The sequence below is a fragment of the Hyphomicrobiales bacterium genome, from assembly GCA_016125495.1.
GTDB lineage: Bacteria > Pseudomonadota > Alphaproteobacteria > Rhizobiales > RI-29 > RI-29.
The window spans coordinates 129,259-147,457 of record WGLQ01000007.1; the positions used below are offsets into that span (position 1 = coordinate 129,259).

The following is an 18,199-nucleotide window of genomic DNA, read 5'->3' on the forward strand; positions in this document are numbered from 1 at the left end:
GCCGCCTGCCCAACCCGTGGGGATCGCGGCACTCCTGCGTGGACCGTTGGTCACGTCAGTAGGCCTTGATCAGACACCCATCGAGCCCGGACGACTTCAACTGGTTGCAGAGATCATTGGCCGCTTCACGAGAAACGGGCGGCCCGATGCGAAGCCGATACCAGACGCCACGGCTCCCGAGGTCCGCCTCCTGGATGTCCGGCTGGCGGCCGGACAGCAGCGCGGCGTAGCGCTGTTGAAGGTTCGCGAAGGAAGCCAATGCGTCCAGCCGGCTCTTGCGGGCCGCGATCTGGACCACGTAGCCCCCGGCGCCGGTGCCCGCCGAGGGGTCGGCGCTCGCGAGCGTCGTCGGCTGGGCGACAGGCTGGCGCGTCGCGGCCGGCTGCTGCGGTGCCTGCGGCTGCTGAACGGCCGTTGGCGCCGCACGTTGGATCTGCAATTGCGGCCGCTGCTGATCGGGGACCGCCGCAGCTGGCGGCTGCAGCGACGCGGTGCGCTGTGGCGATGCCTCCGGGGCGGGCGCGGTGACGGGGCGGGTCACCTGGCGGGCGGGCTGCGTGGGCAGCCCCGTGTCGATCGTGATGCCCGGCATGACGATCGCCTCGTTGGAGGCAACGCGGGTCTGTGGCGCCGGAGCCTGGGCGGTGAACGTCCCATCCGGGCGGACCTGCACGGTGGGCACACGGCGAACACCATCGAGCTGGCGTGGCGCCTCGACCACCTGCCGCGCGGCACCATTGGCCGCCTGCTCCCCTTCCTGCAAGACGCCGAGCACGCGCTCGGCCGCCTCCGTGCCGCTGCCGACGGGGCGCGGCTGTACGGTTTCGGTGCGCGCGATGACGCGCTCGCCGTTGCCGGAACCGGTCTGCGAGGCCGGCTCACCGAGCCGCTCGTAGATCACCTTGCCCTGGTCCGCGAACCGCCGTCCGCCCGGATCGGTCGGCGCGACCTTCACGGGTGCGTTGTTGTTTCCGAGGATCGGAACATCGCCGCTTGCCGTCTGCTCGCTCCCCTCGAAGGCGAACTCGTAAGCCAACCCGAGCGCCGCGCCGACCGCGATCGCGGCGACGAGCGCACCGGCGACGAGCATCATTCCACCCCGTCTCGGACGCTCCTCGCCCATCTGACGGGCCTGGGCATGTGCGACCGGTTCGGCGCCGTGGTGGTGCTCACCGTGCCCATCGAAGCTCGGCTCGTAAGCGTCGTAGCGACCGGTCGAGCGCGGGTCCGGAGCATCGTACCCGTATTGCCCTTCCTGGCCGTAGTCATCGTGGTCGTAGCCGGCGGGCACCGCATGCCGGCCGGAATGGTCCACGGTGCCGTAGCCCCCGTGCCCTGTCGGATAGCCCGACGATTCGCCCAACGGCTCGTCATACCGCCCGTCGAACCGATGATCCCGCCCGCTCGGCTGGTGCGCATAGCCGCCGTCATCACCATAGCGGTTGTCGTAGTGCCCAGTGGCAACCTGATCCGCATAGGAATCCTGGTCGGCGTACTCACCACCGTGGGACCCGCCTTGCTCCCCGGCATAGCCTCCGGCGGCACGACCGAACGCGTCGTCCTGGTAGACGTCCGCCGTGCGCGGTGCCGTCCGTGACCAGCTCGCGCCGGCATCCTCGAAGCCAGTAGGGTGCCGACCATCGACGCCGGAATAGCCCTGCTCCGCGTGCGTCACCTGCCTATGACCGCCGGCCGGATAGCCGAGACCGGACTCGTTCGCATCGTATCCGGACGGCTCGACATGGCCCGCAGCCGCGCCATGTCCGTCATAGGTCGCCTCGGCATAGCCATCGTCCGAATACGTGCCTGCGGGCTGGCGCCGATACCCGCTGGCCGCCGACGAATCCTCGTAGCCGTGGCCCTGGTCTTCGTCGCCGAAACGCCGCCTCGCGGCCGCGGCGTATCCGAAGTCTTCGGACGGCGGCGGCTGATTGTCATAGGTCTGGCGCGCGGTGGGACGCGACGGCGGAACACGACCGGCGTCCTGCGGACGCGTGATCGGTGCCAGAGAGGCGTCCTCGGCATAGCGGCTCGGCGCCGGGTGGTAATAATTCGGCTCCTCGGCCGGTGCGGGTACGTCGTAGGGATCGCGCACGGGCGCCGGTTGCCGCACGGCCCCGCGAGGATGGCCTTGCGGCGCCTCGGCGAAGCGTTCGTTCGCAGCGCCGCCCTGGCCCCGCGCGACACCGGGCGGCGGTGGCGGCGGCGCTCCGGCGCCACGCTCCACGAAACTGTCGAAACGCGGTGCATAACTCGGTCGCGGCGCCTCCCGGACCGGCTGGCTCGCCCCGCCCTGGAGGTTGTGGTGGCGACGCGAGGGCTCGTCGGCAAATCCTCCCGGTGCGCCGCGCTGATCGCCACTCACCGATGGAAAGTGCCTTGCATCCCCGTGTCTTGTGCGATCGTCCGACCTCGACATATGCACTCGTCCTCAGTTAGGGCTCGTTGCCGCGACTCAGACTCTAGCGCATCTCGACCGGTGCATGAACGCCGAGGAGCGCCAGCCCACCGGCAATCGTCGAGGCCACAGCTCGGACCAGCGCGAGTCGGGCGGTTGTGACCGAGACATCATCTTCCCGGATAAAGCGCAAATGTGGCGAGTCTTTGCCTCGGTTCCACTGGCCGTGAAGTTCTGAAGCAAGCTCATAGAGATAGAATGCGATGCGATGCGGCTCGTAAGCAGTCGCCGCGCCCTCCAGCATCTTGGGATACTGCGCCAGTCTCTTGACGATCGCCACCTCGCCAACATCGGTGAGCAGTGAAAGGTCGGCATTCGCGAGTTCGCCACTGTCGAACCCGAGTTTCGGATAGACATCGGCCGCGTTCCGAAAGATCGAGTGCGCCCGCGCATGGGCGTACTGAACATAGAACACCGGGTTCTCGGCGGACTTCTTGGTGACCTCGGCGAAGTCGAAATCGAGCGGTGCGTCGTTCTTGCGGGTCAGCATGATGAAGCGCACCGGGTCGCAGCCGACCTCGTCCACCACCTCTCGCAGCGTCACGAACGTGCCGGCCCGCTTCGACATCTTCACCGGCTGGCCGGCCCGGTAGAGCTTGACCAGCTGGCAGAGCAGGACGGTCGCTTTCGCCTTGTCCGCCGACAGCGCCCGGGTGACCGCCTGGAGCCGTTTGACGTAGCCCCCATGGTCGGCACCGAGCACGTAGACGAGTTCCTCGAAGCCGCGCGAGAGCTTGTCGCGCGCATAGGCGACGTCGGCGGCGAAGTAAGTGAACGAGCCGTCCGATTTGACCAGCGGACGGTCGATGTCGTCGCCATAGGCGGTGGCGCGGAACAGCGTCTGCTCACGATCCTCCCAGTCCTCCGGCACCTCTCCCTTGGGCGGCGGCAGACTGCCCTGGAAGACGAGGTCGCGGCCACGCAATTCCTCCAGCATGCCCGCGATCGCCCCGCTCTCGTGCATGGAGCGCTCCGAAAAGAACACGTCGTGCCGGATGTTGAGCGCGGCGAGGTCGTCACGGATCATGTCCATCATCGCAGCGACCGCGGCGTCGCGGAACGGCTCGAGCCAGTCCTCGCCGTTCGAGCGCCGGAACCGCTCGCCGTGCTCGCGGGCGAGAGCCTCCCCGACCGGCACGAGATAGTCGCCCGGATAGAGCCCCTCCGGGATCGCCCCGATTTCCTCGCCGAGCGCCTCGCGGTAACGCAAGTTCACCGAGCGCGCGAGCACATCGATCTGCGCCCCCGCGTCGTTGATGTAGTATTCGCGCGTCACCTCGTGGCCCGTGAACGCCAAGAGGTTGGCCAGCGCATCGCCGAACACCGCACCCCGCGCATGCCCGACATGCATCGGCCCCGTTGGATTGGCCGAGACGTATTCGACGTTGACCTTGCGCCCAGCCCCGATTCCCGAGCGACCGTATCCGGTTCCCTCGCGAACCGCGGCGCGCACCACGCGCTGCCAGACATCGGCCACCACGCGAAGATTGATGAAGCCCGGCCCCGCCACGCTCGCCTCGGTGATGTCGGGATGCGCGGCAAGCCGCGTCACGAGCCGCTCGGCGAGGTCGCGCGGTTTCAGTCCGGCCGGCTTGGCGAGCACCATGGCGGCATTCGTCGAAAGGTCACCGTGTGCCGGATCGCGCGGCGCCTCGACGACGATCGCGGCGCTCGGGAGCCCTTGCGCCAACTGACCGTCGGCCGCCAGCCCGGCCACCGCTTCACGAACGGCCATCTCGAAGTGTGTAAAGAGGTTCATCGTGCACCACCCGTCATGTCCGCGGGATCACCTCGCACGGGCGACCATCGCGAACGGCTCCGTATTTCGGTCTTCGGCGATATCCCGGCCGGCTATCGCAAGTCCGGCGTCGCGTCAAACAACCGGCGATGCTCCTGCAGCGCGAAGCGGTCCGTCATGCCGGCGACGTAGTCGCAGATGAGCCGGGCGCGGGCGGTGTGATCGGCGTCGGCAGCGAGCCCCGCCCAGGATTCGGGCAAGGCCGACGGCTCGCTCATATAGCGCTCGAAGAGATCGCGCACGACCTGCTCGGCGTCGCGCATGATCGCCACCACCCGGCCATCGCGATAGACGTTGGCGAAAAGGAAGGCGCGCAGCACGTCGAGTTCGCACACCAGGGCTTGCGAAAAGTCGACCAGGTTGGCGCCGAGCCGGCGCACGTCGTCCGCTGTCTCGACCGCGTGCTCGGCGGCCCGTCGCCGCGTCTCGGCCGCGACATCGAAGATCATCGCGGTGATGAGCCGCCGGTTGACCTCGTAGATGCAGCGCTGCCCGCCGAGTTCGCCGTGGGTTGCCGCGACCTCCGCAAGAAACCGGCCGGTGAGCGGGATCTCCCGCAGTTGGGTGATGTCGATCAGCCCTGCCCGCAACCCATCGTCGAGATCGTGATTGTTGTAGGCGATATCGTCGGCGATCGCGGCAACTTGTGCCTCCGCCGTCGCATGCCCCGCGAGCATCAGGGGCATCCGGGCATCGAGCTCCAGAACGGTGCGCGGCACTTCGGTCGCCTCGTCGCCGTCGGAGAGCAGCGGTCCATTGTGCTTGACGATGCCCTCGAGCGTCTCGAAGGCGAGGTTGAGACCGTCGAATGCGGCATACTTGCGCTCGAGCAGGGTGACCACTCTGAGACTCTGCTCGTTGTGGTCGAAGCCGCCATAGGGAGTCATGACGCTTGCGAGGGCCCGCTCGCCAGCATGCCCGAACGGCGGATGGCCGAGATCGTGGGCGAGCGCAACGGCTTCGGCGAGGTCTTCATCGAGTTGCAGCAGCCGCGCCAGGGCCCGCGCGATCTGCGCCACTTCGATCGTGTGGGTTAGGCGTGATCGGTAGTGGTCGCCCTCGTGGTAGATGAAGACCTGCGTCTTGTGGGTCAGCCGCCGAAAGGCGCTCGAATGGATGATGCGGTCCCGATCGCGCTGGAATGGGTTGCGCATCGGGCAGGCCTGCTCGGGAACGAGACGACCACCGCTCGCCGTGGCCCGCGCAGCATGCCCCGCCCGCTGCACGTGCCGCGGCTCGCAGGGCCGGGCAGCCGGCACATCGCCCGCCGCCTCGGTCGCATCGACCCTGCCCACCTTTGACATCGCCGTCAGAATCCCCATGTCTCAGCCGTGCCCCGCGCGAAGCGTTGGCGATTGCCAGTGCGCAGGGCGCGCTCGGCGTTCCGTGGACACCCGTCTTCGTGCTAGAATTGCCGCGCCGCAACTGGGAAGAGCGTTATGCCATTCGGCCGCGCGTGGCCAGCCGGTGCGCCACCCGGGTAACGCCAAGGGTCCGGGTCGCTGCCCGAGGCAGTGAGCATCACGTGGAGAACGTCATGATGAATATGAGCCAACCGAGCGTCCAGCTTTCCGCCAGAGCGGCCAAGCGCATCGAGCGGATCGTCTCGCGCGAGCCAGCTGGCACGATGCTTCGCGTCAGCGTCGAAGGCGGCGGCTGCTCGGGCTTCCAGTACAAGTTCGACCTCGTTCGCGAACGCGCCAACGACGACCTCGTCATCGAGCGCGACGGAGCCGTCGTGCTCGTCGATCCGATCTCGCTCATGTACATGGGTGGCGCCGAGATCGACTATGTCGACGACCTCATCGGCGCATCGTTCAAGATCAAGAACCCGAATGCGGTCGCCGGCTGCGGCTGCGGCACCAGTTTCGCGGTCTGAGCTCGGTCCGCCCTCGAGCGGGCGGCAGGCCCGCCCCCTCAGAAGAAGTTCACGGGCGAAGGAATATCGATTGCCGCGAACAGGCTCTCCAGCATCAGGATCTGATTGAAGTACGTGTTCCAGAAGTAGGAAAGCGCAAAGAGCACGATCGGATAGAAGCAGATGTGGCGCGCGAGCGAGAAGCGCTTCATGCTGAACGCGCACCAGCCGAGGAAGCTCGCCACGATCGGCCCGCTCCAGAGGAGCACGTAGGGGTACTCGAACAACTCCGGCCGACCGTGCCCGCTGAGCGCGCCGCCGGCCACGATCGTCGCCGGCTCGGCCACGTATTCCCCGATCAGGTGCCAGGCCACGAGGACGGCCAACGAAAAGCAGATGTTGATGCAGACCAGCAGACGCAGCATCGTCTGCTGTTCCCACTGTTTTTCTTCGTAGAAGAGACTGGTCATTTCTGGGCACCCTATATCAACGACGCATCTGCGGATCGCCGTGGAAGTCTTATGTCACACCTATCACAATGGGTGGTGAAGGACCGTCCCGCAATTCGTGACAAATTCCGATGCCTCAGGCGTTGGTTTTGGGTCGTGGCGCACGAACCGGCCCCCGGGACTTGACCGCGCCCCCTCGAGTGGCCTTCCTGATCGCTCGCGCAAGCAAGGGGGGCCGGAATGCGCATCGCCACCTGGAACATCAATGGCGTCAAGGCCCGCCTCGACGGCCTCCTGCGTTGGCTCGCCGAGACGCGGCCCGACGTCGCCTGTCTCCAAGAGATCAAATCGCAGGACGAAGGCTTCCCGCGCGCCGCCATCGAGGACCTCGGCTACAACGTCGCAACGCACGGCCAGAAGGGCTTCAACGGTGTCGCCCTCCTGTCCCTTTCCCCCCTCGAGGATGCGACGCCCCGCCTGCCCGGCGACGATGCCGACGAACAGGCCCGCTACCTCGAGGCCGTCGTTGCGACCACGCGAGGGGCGTTGCGCATCGCCTCGCTCTATCTTCCGAATGGCAACCCGGTTCCCGGCGACAAGTTCGCCTACAAGCTCGCCTGGATGGAGCGGCTGGAGGCGCACGCCCGCGCTCTACTGGCCTTGGAGGAGCCGTTCGTCCTCGCCGGCGACTACAATGTCATTCCCGATCCCGTCGACGCCCGCGACCCGGCGCTCTGGCTGACCGATGCCCTCTACCAGCCAGAAAGCCGCCAAGCCTTTCGCAGGCTCTGCCATCTCGGCCTGACGGACTCCGTGCGCGCTTGCCTGCCGGGTCCCGACATCTACACGTTCTGGGACTATCAGGCCGGTGCCTGGCAGCGGAACAACGGCATCCGCATCGATCACCTGCTGCTCTCGCCTCAGGCCTGCGATCGCCTTTCCGCTGCGGGCATCGACAAGCACGTGCGTGGCTGGGAGAAGCCCTCCGACCACGTGCCCGCCTGGGTCGAGCTCGATCTCTGATCCGGTATGTCCGTGCTGAGACTCCCTCTCGACGGCCGCGATGCTGCGTGAATTGCGTTCAACGGGCGATATCCCCTTTTCCGGATCAGCAAAATTGATCCTAGAATTGTCATAACCACCCGCGATACCGTAAGCCAACGGGGATGGCCGGCGAATCGTCGTGGGCTCGACTGCCCTTCGTGAGAGGGAACGTCGACCATTGGGGTTCCTGGCGGCGACAGCGAAACGGGTGCATGTGATGAGCAATACCGGCCGCAATCAGGACACCAGCATGGAGGACATCCTGTCCTCGATCCGGCGGATCATCGCCGACGAGCCTGGCGGCATGCACCGTGCGGCGACACCGCGGGACGCCCGCGGCGCGGCGCCCGCGCCGGACTATTCCCGGTCCGCGCCAGCCCCGGACCGCGGCTTCCCGCCAGCCGACCGGCATGCGCCGTTGCACGAGCCCTCGCCACGCCCCCAGAGCACCGACATCCCGATCGCTCCCGTGGCGCCGCCCCGTCCCCGTCAGGACTGGCCCGAATCCTCGTTCTCGCGGCCCGATCCTTCGTTCGCGCAGAACGTGCCGCCAGCCCGCCCCGCCGCCCCGCCGCACGCGGCGACGGCGCTGCCCGACGACGACGTGGTCGACCTGCCCCGTGCCACGCGACCCATGGCAGCTCGTCCTGCCGCGCAGGCCGACCAGCGCTCTCGCCCGCAATCCGCCCCGCCGATGGCCAGCCCCTTCGGCTACAATGGCGGCAACGTCTTCGGCGACGTGCCCCCGTCCGCCCCGCAGCGCGCCGAGGTGAAGGCGCCGCCGGCGCCGCCAGCCCCGCCCCGCCAGCCGGAACAGGTCGCCGCACCAGCCCCCGAAGTCGGCACCGCCCACGTCTACGACGCCGGCGACAACCGGCTGTTCGATCCTTGGGACGCCGCCCAGGCGACCGCAGCCGACTCCGATTGGGCTCTTCCGCCCGAGTTCGAGGCTGAAATCGCCGCGCCCGAAGACGAGGCATCGGCCTTCGGTGATCTCGCGATCACCGCCGATGACGAGGTCGTTGCGGCGCTCGCGGCAACCGCCGTCGAGACGGAACTCCTCGATGCCCCGATTGCCGGGATGAGCGACAGCTTGGCCGACGCGCCGGGCGAGGCCATCGCCGAGGGCACACTGGCGACGGCTCTGGACGATGCCGATCCGTCCGTGATCGTTCTGCCGCCGCCGCCGGTCGCCCAGTCGCAGGAGGTCGCGGCGCCCGCCACGCCCGAAGCGGCGCGAGCCGATGCGCCCGAAGCGGCAGACACGCCGCCCGCGACACTTGCCCCCGACGCGGCGCCAGCGGCACCGGCAACCCCGGTAGGTGAAGCTGATGCGCAGGTGGAGGCGATCGCAGCCACACCCGCCGATGCGCCGACGGATACCACGGCCGAGGCCGCACCGATCGATGAGCCGGCCGAGGCGACGACTGCGGCAGGCGCGCCAGCCGAGACGGCAGCCGCACCGGCTGCCCCTGCCGCGAGCGTTCCCGCCGCCGCCGTCGCGCCCATCGCTCCGACGCCGGTGGCGGTGGCGGTGGCATCGCCTGCTGTCGTCGCGCCGGCCGTCGCCGCGCCGGCCACAGCCTCCCGTCCGCTCGATGAAGCGCTCGCCGAACTTCTCAAGCCTGCCCTCAAGGAATGGCTCAACGAGAACATGCCGCGCATCCTCGAAAAGGCTCTCAGCGATCCGCACCTCATGACCTCGCCCAAGCCCGCCACGAAGGCACCGGACGAGAACGGCGCAAGCTGACCGGGACGGCGCGCGAACCGCCCTCACCGGCCGCCCGTGTCGGGCACCCGAACCGAAATCCCGCGCCCCCGCCACACCCGGCGGGCGCGGTCGTTCGGTTGACACCAACTGTCGCCCCCCCTATCGCTCGCCTCCTGCAACAGAGCGAGAAAGCCGTCCCCGTCATGCTGGACAAGACGTTCGACCCTGCCGCCATCGAAGCGCGGATCTCCGAGAAATGGGAGCAGGCCGGGGCCTTCAGGGCCGGCCCGAAGGACCGTGTCGAGGCCGGCGCGCCCACCTACTGCATCGTCATCCCGCCGCCGAACGTCACCGGTTCGCTGCACATGGGCCATGCCCTCAACAACACGCTCCAGGATGTGCTCTGCCGCTTCGAGCGGATGCGCGGCAAGGACGTGCTCTGGCAGCCGGGCACCGACCATGCCGGCATCGCAACGCAGATGGTCGTCGAGCGCCAGCTCATGCAGCGCCAGGAACCGGACCGCCACGCCCTCGGGCGCGACAAGTTCATCGAGCGCATCTGGGCCTGGAAAGAGGAATCGGGTGGCGCCATCGTCAACCAGCTGAAACGCCTCGGCGCCTCCTGCGACTGGTCGCGCGAGCGCTTCACCATGGACGAGGGCCTCAGCGCGGCGGTCCGCAAGGTCTTCGTCGAGCTGCACCGCGCCGGCCTCATCTACAAGGACAAGCGCCTCGTCAACTGGGACCCGAAATTCCAGACCGCGATCTCCGACCTCGAAGTCGTGCAGGTCGAGGCATCGGGCAAGTTCAAGTGGGACGAGGCCTCGGGCGAGCCGCTCGACCTCGCCGCCCTCGGCAAGCTCCTCGACAAGGACCCGTCGGGGCACATGTACCACCTACGTTATCCGCTCTCCGACGATCCCTCTCGCTTCATCGTCGTTGCAACGACGCGGCCGGAGACGATGCTGGGCGATACGGGCGTTGCCGTCCACCCCGAGGACGAGCGTTACAAGGGCCTCGTCGGCAAGACGGTGACGCTGCCGCTGGTCGGCAGGCAAATCCCGATCGTCGCGGACGAATATTCCGACCCAGAGAAGGGCACCGGCGCGGTCAAGATCACGCCGGCCCACGATTTCAACGACTTCGAGGTCGGGAAAAGGCACGGGCTGGCGCAGATCAATGTACTGGACGGGCATGCGGCCGTCATCGCTGGCGCCGATGCCGAGGAGGCGTCGATTCCCGATGTGTATTGGGGCCTCGACCGCTTCGCGGCGCGCAAGCGCGTCGTCGCGAACCTCCATTCCGCCGGCCTCCTCGCCAGGATCGAGCCGACGACGCACACGGTCCCGCATGGCGACCGCTCCAACGTCGTCATCGAGCCGTGGCTGACGGACCAGTGGTACGTCGACGCCAAGACCATGGCCGAGGCGGCGATCGCGGCGGTCGAGAGCGGGGAGACGAAATTCGTTCCCGAGAACTGGTCGAAGACCTATTTCGAGTGGATGCGCAACATCGAGCCCTGGTGCATCTCGCGCCAACTCTGGTGGGGCCACCAGATCCCGGCGTGGCACGGGCCGGACGGAAAGATATTCGTTGCCGACAGCGACGCCGAGGCACAGGCGCTCGCCAAAGCCCACTACGGCAGCGCGAGCGAATTGACGCGCGACCCCGACGTCCTCGACACCTGGTTTTCTTCCGCGCTCTGGCCGTTTTCCACCCTCGGCTGGCCGGACGAGACCCCGGAACTCGCGCGCTATTATCCAACCAGCGTCCTCGTCACAGGCTTCGACATCATCTTCTTCTGGGTCGCCCGCATGATGATGATGGGCCTGCATTTCAGGAAGGAAATCCCCTTCCACACGGTCTACATCCACGCCCTGGTCCGCGACGAGAAGGGCCAGAAGATGTCGAAGTCCAAGGGCAACGTCATGGACCCCCTCGACATCGTCGACGGCATCGATCTCGACGCGCTCCTCGTCAAGCGCACCTCCGGCCTCATGAATCCGGCCGACGCCCCGCGCATCGTCAAGGAGACGAAAGCCGCCTATCCCGACGGCGTCAGAGCGTACGGCGCCGATGCGCTGCGCTTCACGCTCACCGCCATGGCCGCCCAGGGCCGCGACATCAAGCTCTCGCTCGATCGCGTCGAGGGCTATCGCAATTTCGCGACCAAACTATGGAATGCGACGCGGTTCGCCGAAATGAACGAGTGCGTCGCCCGCCCGGATTTCGATCCCCGCACCTGCCGCGAGACGCTCAACCGCTGGATCGCCGGTGAACTCGAACGTACGGCCACGAGCGTCACCACCGAACTCGAAGCCTTCCGCTTCAACGAGGCGGCCGGCGCCGTCTACCGCTTCATCTGGAACACCTTCTGCGACTGGTACCTCGAACTCGCGAAGCCGACCCTCAACGCTTCGGACGAGGCCGCCAAGGCCGAGACGCGGGCCGCCACCGCCTGGGTGATCGACGAGACCTTGAAGCTCCTGCACCCCTTCATGCCGTTCCTGACCGAGGAACTCTGGGAAAAGACCTCCGCGCACGGTCACGGCCGTGAGACGCTGCTCGCCCTCGCCCCCTGGCCCACCCACCGGGCCCTTGCCGACGCCGAGGCGGACGCCGAAATCGGTTGGCTCATCAAGTTGGTCGGCGAAATTCGCTCGGTTCGCGCCGAGATGAACGTGCCGGCGGGCGCCAGGACCATGCTGGAGATCGTCGGGGCCGCGGCCCAAACCCGCGCGCGCCTCGCCCGCCACGAGGAAACCTTGAAACGGCTCGCCCGTCTCGACGCTGTTCTCTTCCCCGCTGAATCGTCGCGCGGTTCCGTCGCGCTCGTCGTCGAGGGCGAGAACTACGCCCTCCCCCTCGCCGGCATCATCGATGTTTCGGCCGAGGCCGCCCGCCTCGCGCGCGAGATCGCCAAGACGGAAAAGGAGATGGCGAAGGTCGAGGCCAAGCTGGCCAACGAGCAATTCCTCGCCAAGGCGGAAGAGCACGTCATCGAGGAGCAGCGCGAGCGCAAAGCCGCCTTCGAGGCAACGCTGGCCAATTTGAAGGGTGCCCGGAAGCGCCTCGAGCACCTCGGTTGACGACCACGATGGTCCGCACCAATAGCGCAGAGTGGAGCCGGCGGGCAGCGGCGACACCAGGCTCCAGGACGGGCCCGGTGACCTAGTCCGAGCAAACCGCGAGTTCGAGCTGGATGACGGCAGCGAGCAGCAACAGCAGGTAGCCGTTGCACTCGAGGAGTTCCTCCCAGAGACGGCCCGCGTTGTCCGTCGCAATTCGGCTGTCGATGATCATGCCGGCAAAGAGGAACGCTCCGGCGAGGATCAGCGGCAGGGAACGCGGGGCGGCCGTCAGTCTGACCCAAGCCCACCAGTGTTGCCGGTGATACACCGTCATGGCCAGCACGAGCAGCATCGCCCCGATGAACCCGATGTCGTGATATGGGCTCTCGGTCGCGGCCTTGAGCCAGTCGGGTATACCGATCGCCTTGCCGAGGTCGAGTTCGCGAAAGAGGAACGCGAGGGACAGCATCGTCAGCACCGCCGATGACGAGCCGACGGGTCCCCGCGCCCTCGTTGCGGCGCGCAGATAGATCACCACGATGGCCAGCAGCAGGCAGGACTGCATGATCTCGAGCGGCCCGGCCTCGCCCAGGAAATAACGCAACCATTCGTATTCGAGGGAACGGCTGACGTAGACCACGAGGACGTTGAGCGCAGCTCCGGCGAGCAGCACGCTCACCCCCCAGATTACGCGACCGCGCGCCTGAAAATCCGCGTTTTTCATGGGGTTGGATACACCCGGTGAGGGCTGGAATCGGCCGTACCGAAGAGTTTGACGAGTGACATCGAATTGTCACCATGTCAATTGCACGACAGTTCCGCAACAGCGCCGCTCCGCGCCGGCGTCGCAAGGATGCACGAACCCGGCCGCACTGCCGCATTCGAGAGCTGACCGCGCGGCCTGCCCACGGGGCGGCCGCCGCCATCCACCTGCCCTCGATCGTAGCCGCCTCGATCGCGCGGTGGGCGTCTTCGGGCCGGTTGACACTGCCCAACGCCCCTCCTAACGCTGCCAGCCGGGATCGGCGGATCGCCATGGCGCAACCATCGCTTCGGGATGGATGGCGCAAGGACTCGTTCGCTCCCCGCGAGGCTGGCAGTGAGCGGGCAACCTCGCTCACACGAAACGAATGCCAGTACCCACGCGCCGGCCGATCGAGGACCGGGCGGGCGGAAAGGTCGATCGGATGGACGAAACCACGATCAGAGCCCTCATCGCGAGCTGCCGGAGTGCTCCGGACCCGCGCATTCTCGGACTGCTCCTCGAGCATGGCCCGGGGGCCGGACTGGCGGACGACGTCTCAAGGCTCCTTTCCGAACTGCCCCAGGGCCTTTTCGACGACGAAGATCTGCGCCGCGCCGCCGCCCGCCACCTCCTCGATGACCAGGAGTATGCCCTCGCCCGCGACTTGCTCCTCGGGCGCCCCGAAGGGCCGGACCGCCTGCTGCTCGCGCATGCACTGCTCCACCTCGAGGAGGCGATGGAGGCCAAAGGCGTCTACGAACGCCTGCTGGTCGACAGCCCCCAACTGCAGGACCGCGATTTCGAGATCATGCTCGCCGCCATGCTCGGCGGAGAGGAGCGCGAACGGCTGGCCAACGTCATCTCGATCGCGAGCCGGCGGGAAGCCAAGCCCAAGCCCGCAACGAGCGCTTCGGGTGGCGCGGGCACGGACGCCGCGGGCGCGAGCGGGGCGGCCACCGTCTCACCGTTCGCACGACCGAGCATGGCCGAGGCGCGCGAGCGCATCACGTTCGCCGATATCGGTGGCCTCGAGGAGGTCAAGGCGCAGGTCCGCCGCCGCATCATCCTGCCGTTCCAGAAACCCTCCCTCTTCGAACGCTTCCGCCGCAAGTCCGGTGGCGGCGTGCTGCTCTACGGTCCCCCCGGTTGCGGCAAGACCATGTTGGCACGCGCCACGGCCGGCGAATGCGGCGCCCGCTTCATCTCCGTCGCCATCGCCGAGGTCCTGGACATGTACATCGGCGAGTCCGAAAAGCGCCTCACCGCGCTCTTCGCCGAGGCCCGCCGCGAGACCCCGAGCGTTCTCTTTTTCGACGAGATCGAGGCATTCGCCGCGCGCCGGCGCTACGGCACACACGACTCCTCGGCGAGCCTGGTCTCGACATTCCTATCCGAACTCGACGGCTTTTCCAGCAACAACACCGGCGTGCTCGTTCTTGCCGCGACCAACGTCCCGTGGGCGGTCGACAGCGCCTTCCGGCGGCCGGGCCGCTTCGACCGCATGCATTTCGTTCCCCCGCCCGATCGCGAGGCGCGCGCCCACATCCTCTCCCTGCTCCTGGCCGAGGTGCCGGGCGGCGCCTCGATCGACGTCGCCGAACTCGCAGGCCGCACGAGCGGGCTCTCCGGCGCCGACCTGCGCCTCCTCGTCGAGACCGCGAGCGACATGGCCATCGATGCCAGCATCGAGAGCGGAACACTTGCCGAACTCGATCCGCGGATGATGAAAGCGGCACTCGGCGAGGTGCGCCCCTCCACCATCGAATGGCTGACGACGGCACGCAACTATGCCCGCTACTCCAACCAGGGCGGCCAGTACGACGACGTCGTCGCCTTCCTGGAAAAGAATTCGAAATAGCCTGCGCGCCATCCGGCGGCAGCGAACGCGAGAGGACAGCATGGCGAGCACGGCGCGGCGGTCCGACGGACGCTATCAGATCGTCGACGAACCGCGACCGGGTGCGCTCGCGCGCTTTGCCATGAATCCGATGATCCCGATCATCGTGTTCATGATTTTCGGCTCCTTCTGGTACGTGCTGTCTCCGGGCGGGCTGCTGTTCATCCTGAATTCGCTCGCCCTCGGCGGTCCCACCAGGGCGCGCGAGATCGCCTTCGCGTGCCTCGCCGTTCTCGCCAAGGACGCGGGCGGCGCCGCTCTCGCGATCGGCTGGCCGCGCACCCCCGATCTCGCGCCCGTGCTGCCCTATCTCGAGGTGATCCCGCTCGCCGTCGGCCTCTGGCTCGCCTACCAGGTTTTCCTCCTGCAGAGCCGCAGCCACCATATTCGCGAGCACTTGGCGCGTCGGAGGGGTGAGAAATGAGCCAGAACGTCGACCATCTCGTGCTCCTCGCCGGCCGCGCGATGGCGACCGGCAACCACTCCGGTGCCATCGAGACGCTGCGCGACGCATTGACGCAAGACCCCGAGCACGCCAGCGCGCACACGCTCCTCGCCTATGCGCTGCTCGGACAGGGGCGTATCCACGCGGCCCGCTTCGAGGCCGATGCGGCCCTGCGCCTCGCCCCGGAATTGGACGATTGCCACCGCGTCAGCGGCTATGTGGCGATCTCCGAGGCCGATCTCGTGCGTGCACGGCGCGATTTCCTCGCCGCCGTCGAACTCGACCCGCGCTCGACGGAAAACCTCCTCGGCCTCGCCCGGCTTCTCGATGTCTGCGACGAGCCGGTCGAGGCACTGGCCCTCGTCGAAAAGGCCCTCGAGATCGAGGTCGAGCCGGCCTCCCTCGTCCTGCGGGGAGGAATGCACCTCGAGGCCGGCCGTCTCGCCGAGGCAGAGGAGGACGCCCGAAGGGCGCTAGCACTGCAGCCCGAGGATGCCGCCACCCTCGCCCTCATGGGCCAGGTCCTCCTGCGGGGCGGCGACCGGGAAGCGGCCCGCGAATTCGCTCTCTGGGCGCTCCAGATCGATGCCACCGACCAGGACGCATTATCCCTCCTCGCCAACATCAAGATGCGCGAGAGCTGGCTCATGGGTCTCTGGTTCCGCTGGAACGTGTGGATCTCGCGCCTCGGCACCGAGCGGGCGGTTCTCGTTCTCCTGGCCGCTTTCGTCGTCTATTGGGTCGCCCGCCTCGCGATCCGCGACCTCGGCTATCCGGGGGCGGCCCAGATGCTCACCTACGCTTGGCTCATCTTTGCGCTCTACACCTGGGTGGGAGGGGCAATCCGCGACCGGATCGTCGAAAAGGAAGTCGCCCGCGTGCGTCTGCGCCCGAATTTCTGACCACTGCCATAGCCTCGTCATCTTCACGCGCCAGAAGGCGGGTGGCTGCAGGCATTCAGGTTCGGGGTGCGTACGATGTTCCTACGGCTTTCAATCCTTTCTATCGTCGCGCTCGCCGGCAGCGCGCTCGCAGCAACCGGCTACGTGGCCCTCAAGGCCGCCACCGCTGCCCCGGGTATCGGCCCACTCGAGCGCCTCGTTGCAACGCTTCCTCCCGAGGCAGCTTTCGCCGCCCCCGTCGCCGCCGCCGCTCTCGTTGCGTCCGCGCTCGTGGTCCTTCGCGTCCTCGGCTTTCTGATCACTCTCGCCTTCACCGCCGGCGCCACCGCCACCGCGCTCGCCGTCGGGTTGCACCGCGAAATGCCTCAGATCGTCGAGACGTTGCGCGCGGCCGCCAGTCAATAGCGATCCGCGAGCGTACCGGCCCCGGTCGGAGCGGTTGTCACGGGCACCCGTTAGCGCCCGACCGCCCGCACGTCGGCGAGAAGGGCCGGCGGGTCGAGCCGCTTGCGCACCTCGTCGCGCACGTTCTTCCAGCGAAAGAGGACGGAGTTCATGACGATCTCCTTGTCGGCCCGCCGGAACGCCTCGATCACGGGCGCCGCGCTCGAGAGCGCCTCCGGGCTCTCCTTGAAGGCGCCGTCGCCACCGGGAACTGTGGGCCAAATCGTCGCCTCGACACGTGCGGCAAAGCGCGTGCCGATCTCGCCCGCCGTCGGCTCGCCGAGCGCGGCCAGCGCATCGCTCACGCTGGCGTCGTGCAGCCGCAGCGCGAGCGCGTCCATCTCCGGCTTGGAGAAGGCCGCCCCGTGGCTGGCATAGGCGAGGCAGAAGACGGTCAGGTCCGAAACACAGGCGCAATAGACCAGCCACTTCGCCCGGTCGATCGCGGCAACGAACACATCGTCCAGGAAATACTCCGGATACCGCGTCCCCATGCGCGTCTTGAGGTAGCCGTAGAGCGAGGTCTGGGCGATGAAGGCCGAGCGCGTCTCGATGAATTCGAGGAGGGCGGCTTCACTGTCGATCGGCCCGCGCGCGATTCGCGTCCGCCGGCCGACGAGCCAGGTCTCCTTCAGCCAGCCGACGACCTGACCGACGACCACTTTCGCGCCTTGCCTCACGTCACACCACGCACGACTGGATCCGCCTTCGCGCTCGCACAATGCCTCGGCGCGCCGCTTCAGTTCAACCGACGGCCATGCTAACGGCCGCCTCCGGCGCCCGCAAGCATCCCGCGCCGTTCGCCGCGCCTTGCACTGCAACTGCGAAATCTATTGCGGCGCAACATGAAAACCCTGGCCACACTTACACTTCCGGGGCCACATTGCGTGCCAACTTTGGTCGATAGAGACCTTCGCTTGTCTTGACAGTGCCCCCCTTTACGACGTCACGCTATGCCCGGGCCGGAGGGTGCGGACGCATCATCGGGCGCTGGCGCTGTCGTTCGCGACGGTGTTCGGCCCGGTGGGTGGTCCCGAGGGGGTGCTGGAAAGCGCCGCCCGAGTGCTCCGTACCGCGGGACAAGCTATTTGGGGAGGATGGCCTTAGCCGTTTCGATGGACAAGCGAACTCAAGAGATTCACTGGAATCGAACGTCGAACCTGAACACCATGATCATGTTGCTCTGGTTCATCTTTTCGCTCGTGGTGCACTGGTTCGCCAGGGAGCTCAACGCCTACACGTTCCTCGGCTTCCCGCTCGGCTACTACATGGCCGTGCAGGGCTCGCTGATCATCTTCGTCGTCATGATCTTCTATCAGAACTGGCGCCAGGATGTGATCGACGAGCAGGCCGGCATCGACCACAGCGCGAACTGAG

At 67.4% G+C, this 18,199-nt stretch carries 15 protein-coding genes; 9 read left to right on the forward strand and 6 right to left on the reverse strand.

From position 1 onward, the window contains the following. Window positions 1-55: 55 nt before the first annotated feature. The 3 genes from GC150_06060 to GC150_06070 form a co-directional block, all read right to left on the reverse strand. The gene (locus tag GC150_06060) at window positions 56-2,365 is read right to left on the reverse strand and encodes a hypothetical protein (protein MBI1384457.1); all 2,310 of its coding nucleotides are present in this window, start codon (window positions 2,363-2,365) and stop codon (window positions 56-58) included. A 97-nt stretch (window positions 2,366-2,462) separates the two neighbouring features. Beyond that, the gene (locus GC150_06065; GenBank protein MBI1384458.1) at window positions 2,463-4,217 is read right to left on the reverse strand and encodes an arginine--tRNA ligase; all 1,755 of its coding nucleotides are present in this window, start codon (window positions 4,215-4,217) and stop codon (window positions 2,463-2,465) included. A gap of 92 nt (window positions 4,218-4,309) precedes the next feature. Next, window positions 4,310-5,560, reverse strand: coding sequence for a deoxyguanosinetriphosphate triphosphohydrolase (locus GC150_06070; GenBank protein MBI1384459.1), 1,251 nt, complete (start codon window positions 5,558-5,560; stop codon window positions 4,310-4,312). A gap of 233 nt (window positions 5,561-5,793) precedes the next feature. Here GC150_06070 and erpA point away from each other — a divergent pair, with 233 nt between their 5' ends. Continuing rightward, on the forward strand, window positions 5,794-6,135 hold the full coding sequence (gene erpA / locus GC150_06075; GenBank protein MBI1384460.1) for an iron-sulfur cluster insertion protein ErpA: 342 nt from the start codon (window positions 5,794-5,796) through the stop codon (window positions 6,133-6,135). A gap of 38 nt (window positions 6,136-6,173) precedes the next feature. Here erpA and GC150_06080 read toward each other — a convergent pair whose 3' ends face one another. Then, window positions 6,174-6,584: a hypothetical protein gene (locus tag GC150_06080; protein ID MBI1384461.1), complete on the reverse strand. Its 411-nt coding sequence runs from the start codon at window positions 6,582-6,584 to the stop codon at window positions 6,174-6,176. Window positions 6,585-6,803: 219 nt separating this feature from the next. Here GC150_06080 and xth point away from each other — a divergent pair, with 219 nt between their 5' ends. The 3 genes from xth to GC150_06095 all read left to right on the forward strand — a co-directional run bounded on the left by xth (window position 6,804) and on the right by GC150_06095 (window position 12,407). Next, complete coding sequence (gene xth, locus GC150_06085) at window positions 6,804-7,586, forward strand: exodeoxyribonuclease III (protein MBI1384462.1); 783 nt, start codon at window positions 6,804-6,806, stop codon at window positions 7,584-7,586. A gap of 238 nt (window positions 7,587-7,824) precedes the next feature. After that, entirely contained in the window at window positions 7,825-9,357 is a 1,533-nt protein-coding gene (locus tag GC150_06090) for a DUF2497 domain-containing protein (GenBank protein ID MBI1384463.1), read from the forward strand. Between the two features lie 164 nt (window positions 9,358-9,521). Continuing rightward, window positions 9,522-12,407 (forward strand): valine--tRNA ligase, encoded by a 2,886-nt coding sequence (locus tag GC150_06095; protein ID MBI1384464.1) that lies wholly within the window; start codon window positions 9,522-9,524, stop codon window positions 12,405-12,407. A gap of 82 nt (window positions 12,408-12,489) precedes the next feature. Here the strand turns inward: GC150_06095 and GC150_06100 are convergent, their stop codons facing one another. Next, the gene (locus tag GC150_06100) at window positions 12,490-13,113 is read right to left on the reverse strand and encodes a hypothetical protein (protein ID MBI1384465.1); all 624 of its coding nucleotides are present in this window, start codon (window positions 13,111-13,113) and stop codon (window positions 12,490-12,492) included. A 463-nt stretch (window positions 13,114-13,576) separates the two neighbouring features. Here GC150_06100 and GC150_06105 point away from each other — a divergent pair, with 463 nt between their 5' ends. From GC150_06105 to GC150_06120, 4 genes are all read left to right on the forward strand, one after another. After that, on the forward strand, window positions 13,577-14,992 hold the full coding sequence (locus GC150_06105; protein MBI1384466.1) for an AAA family ATPase: 1,416 nt from the start codon (window positions 13,577-13,579) through the stop codon (window positions 14,990-14,992). Between the two features lie 40 nt (window positions 14,993-15,032). Then, complete coding sequence (locus tag GC150_06110) at window positions 15,033-15,455, forward strand: hypothetical protein (GenBank protein MBI1384467.1); 423 nt, start codon at window positions 15,033-15,035, stop codon at window positions 15,453-15,455. Beyond that, complete coding sequence (locus GC150_06115) at window positions 15,452-16,378, forward strand: tetratricopeptide repeat protein (protein MBI1384468.1); 927 nt, start codon at window positions 15,452-15,454, stop codon at window positions 16,376-16,378. The genes GC150_06110 and GC150_06115 overlap by 4 nt, the downstream gene beginning before the upstream one ends. Window positions 16,379-16,453: 75 nt before the next feature. Further along, a complete protein-coding gene (locus tag GC150_06120) occupies window positions 16,454-16,783 on the forward strand; it encodes a hypothetical protein (GenBank protein ID MBI1384469.1) in 330 nt (109 codons plus the stop codon). A gap of 50 nt (window positions 16,784-16,833) precedes the next feature. On the opposite strand, the gene GC150_06125 is transcribed toward GC150_06120, so the two are convergent. Continuing rightward, a complete protein-coding gene (locus GC150_06125; protein MBI1384470.1) occupies window positions 16,834-17,502 on the reverse strand; it encodes an esterase in 669 nt (222 codons plus the stop codon). Between the two features lie 435 nt (window positions 17,503-17,937). Between GC150_06125 and GC150_06130 the strand changes: the two genes are divergently transcribed. Continuing rightward, complete coding sequence (locus GC150_06130; protein ID MBI1384471.1) at window positions 17,938-18,198, forward strand: DUF4212 domain-containing protein; 261 nt, start codon at window positions 17,938-17,940, stop codon at window positions 18,196-18,198. Window position 18,199 lies beyond the last annotated feature (1 nt).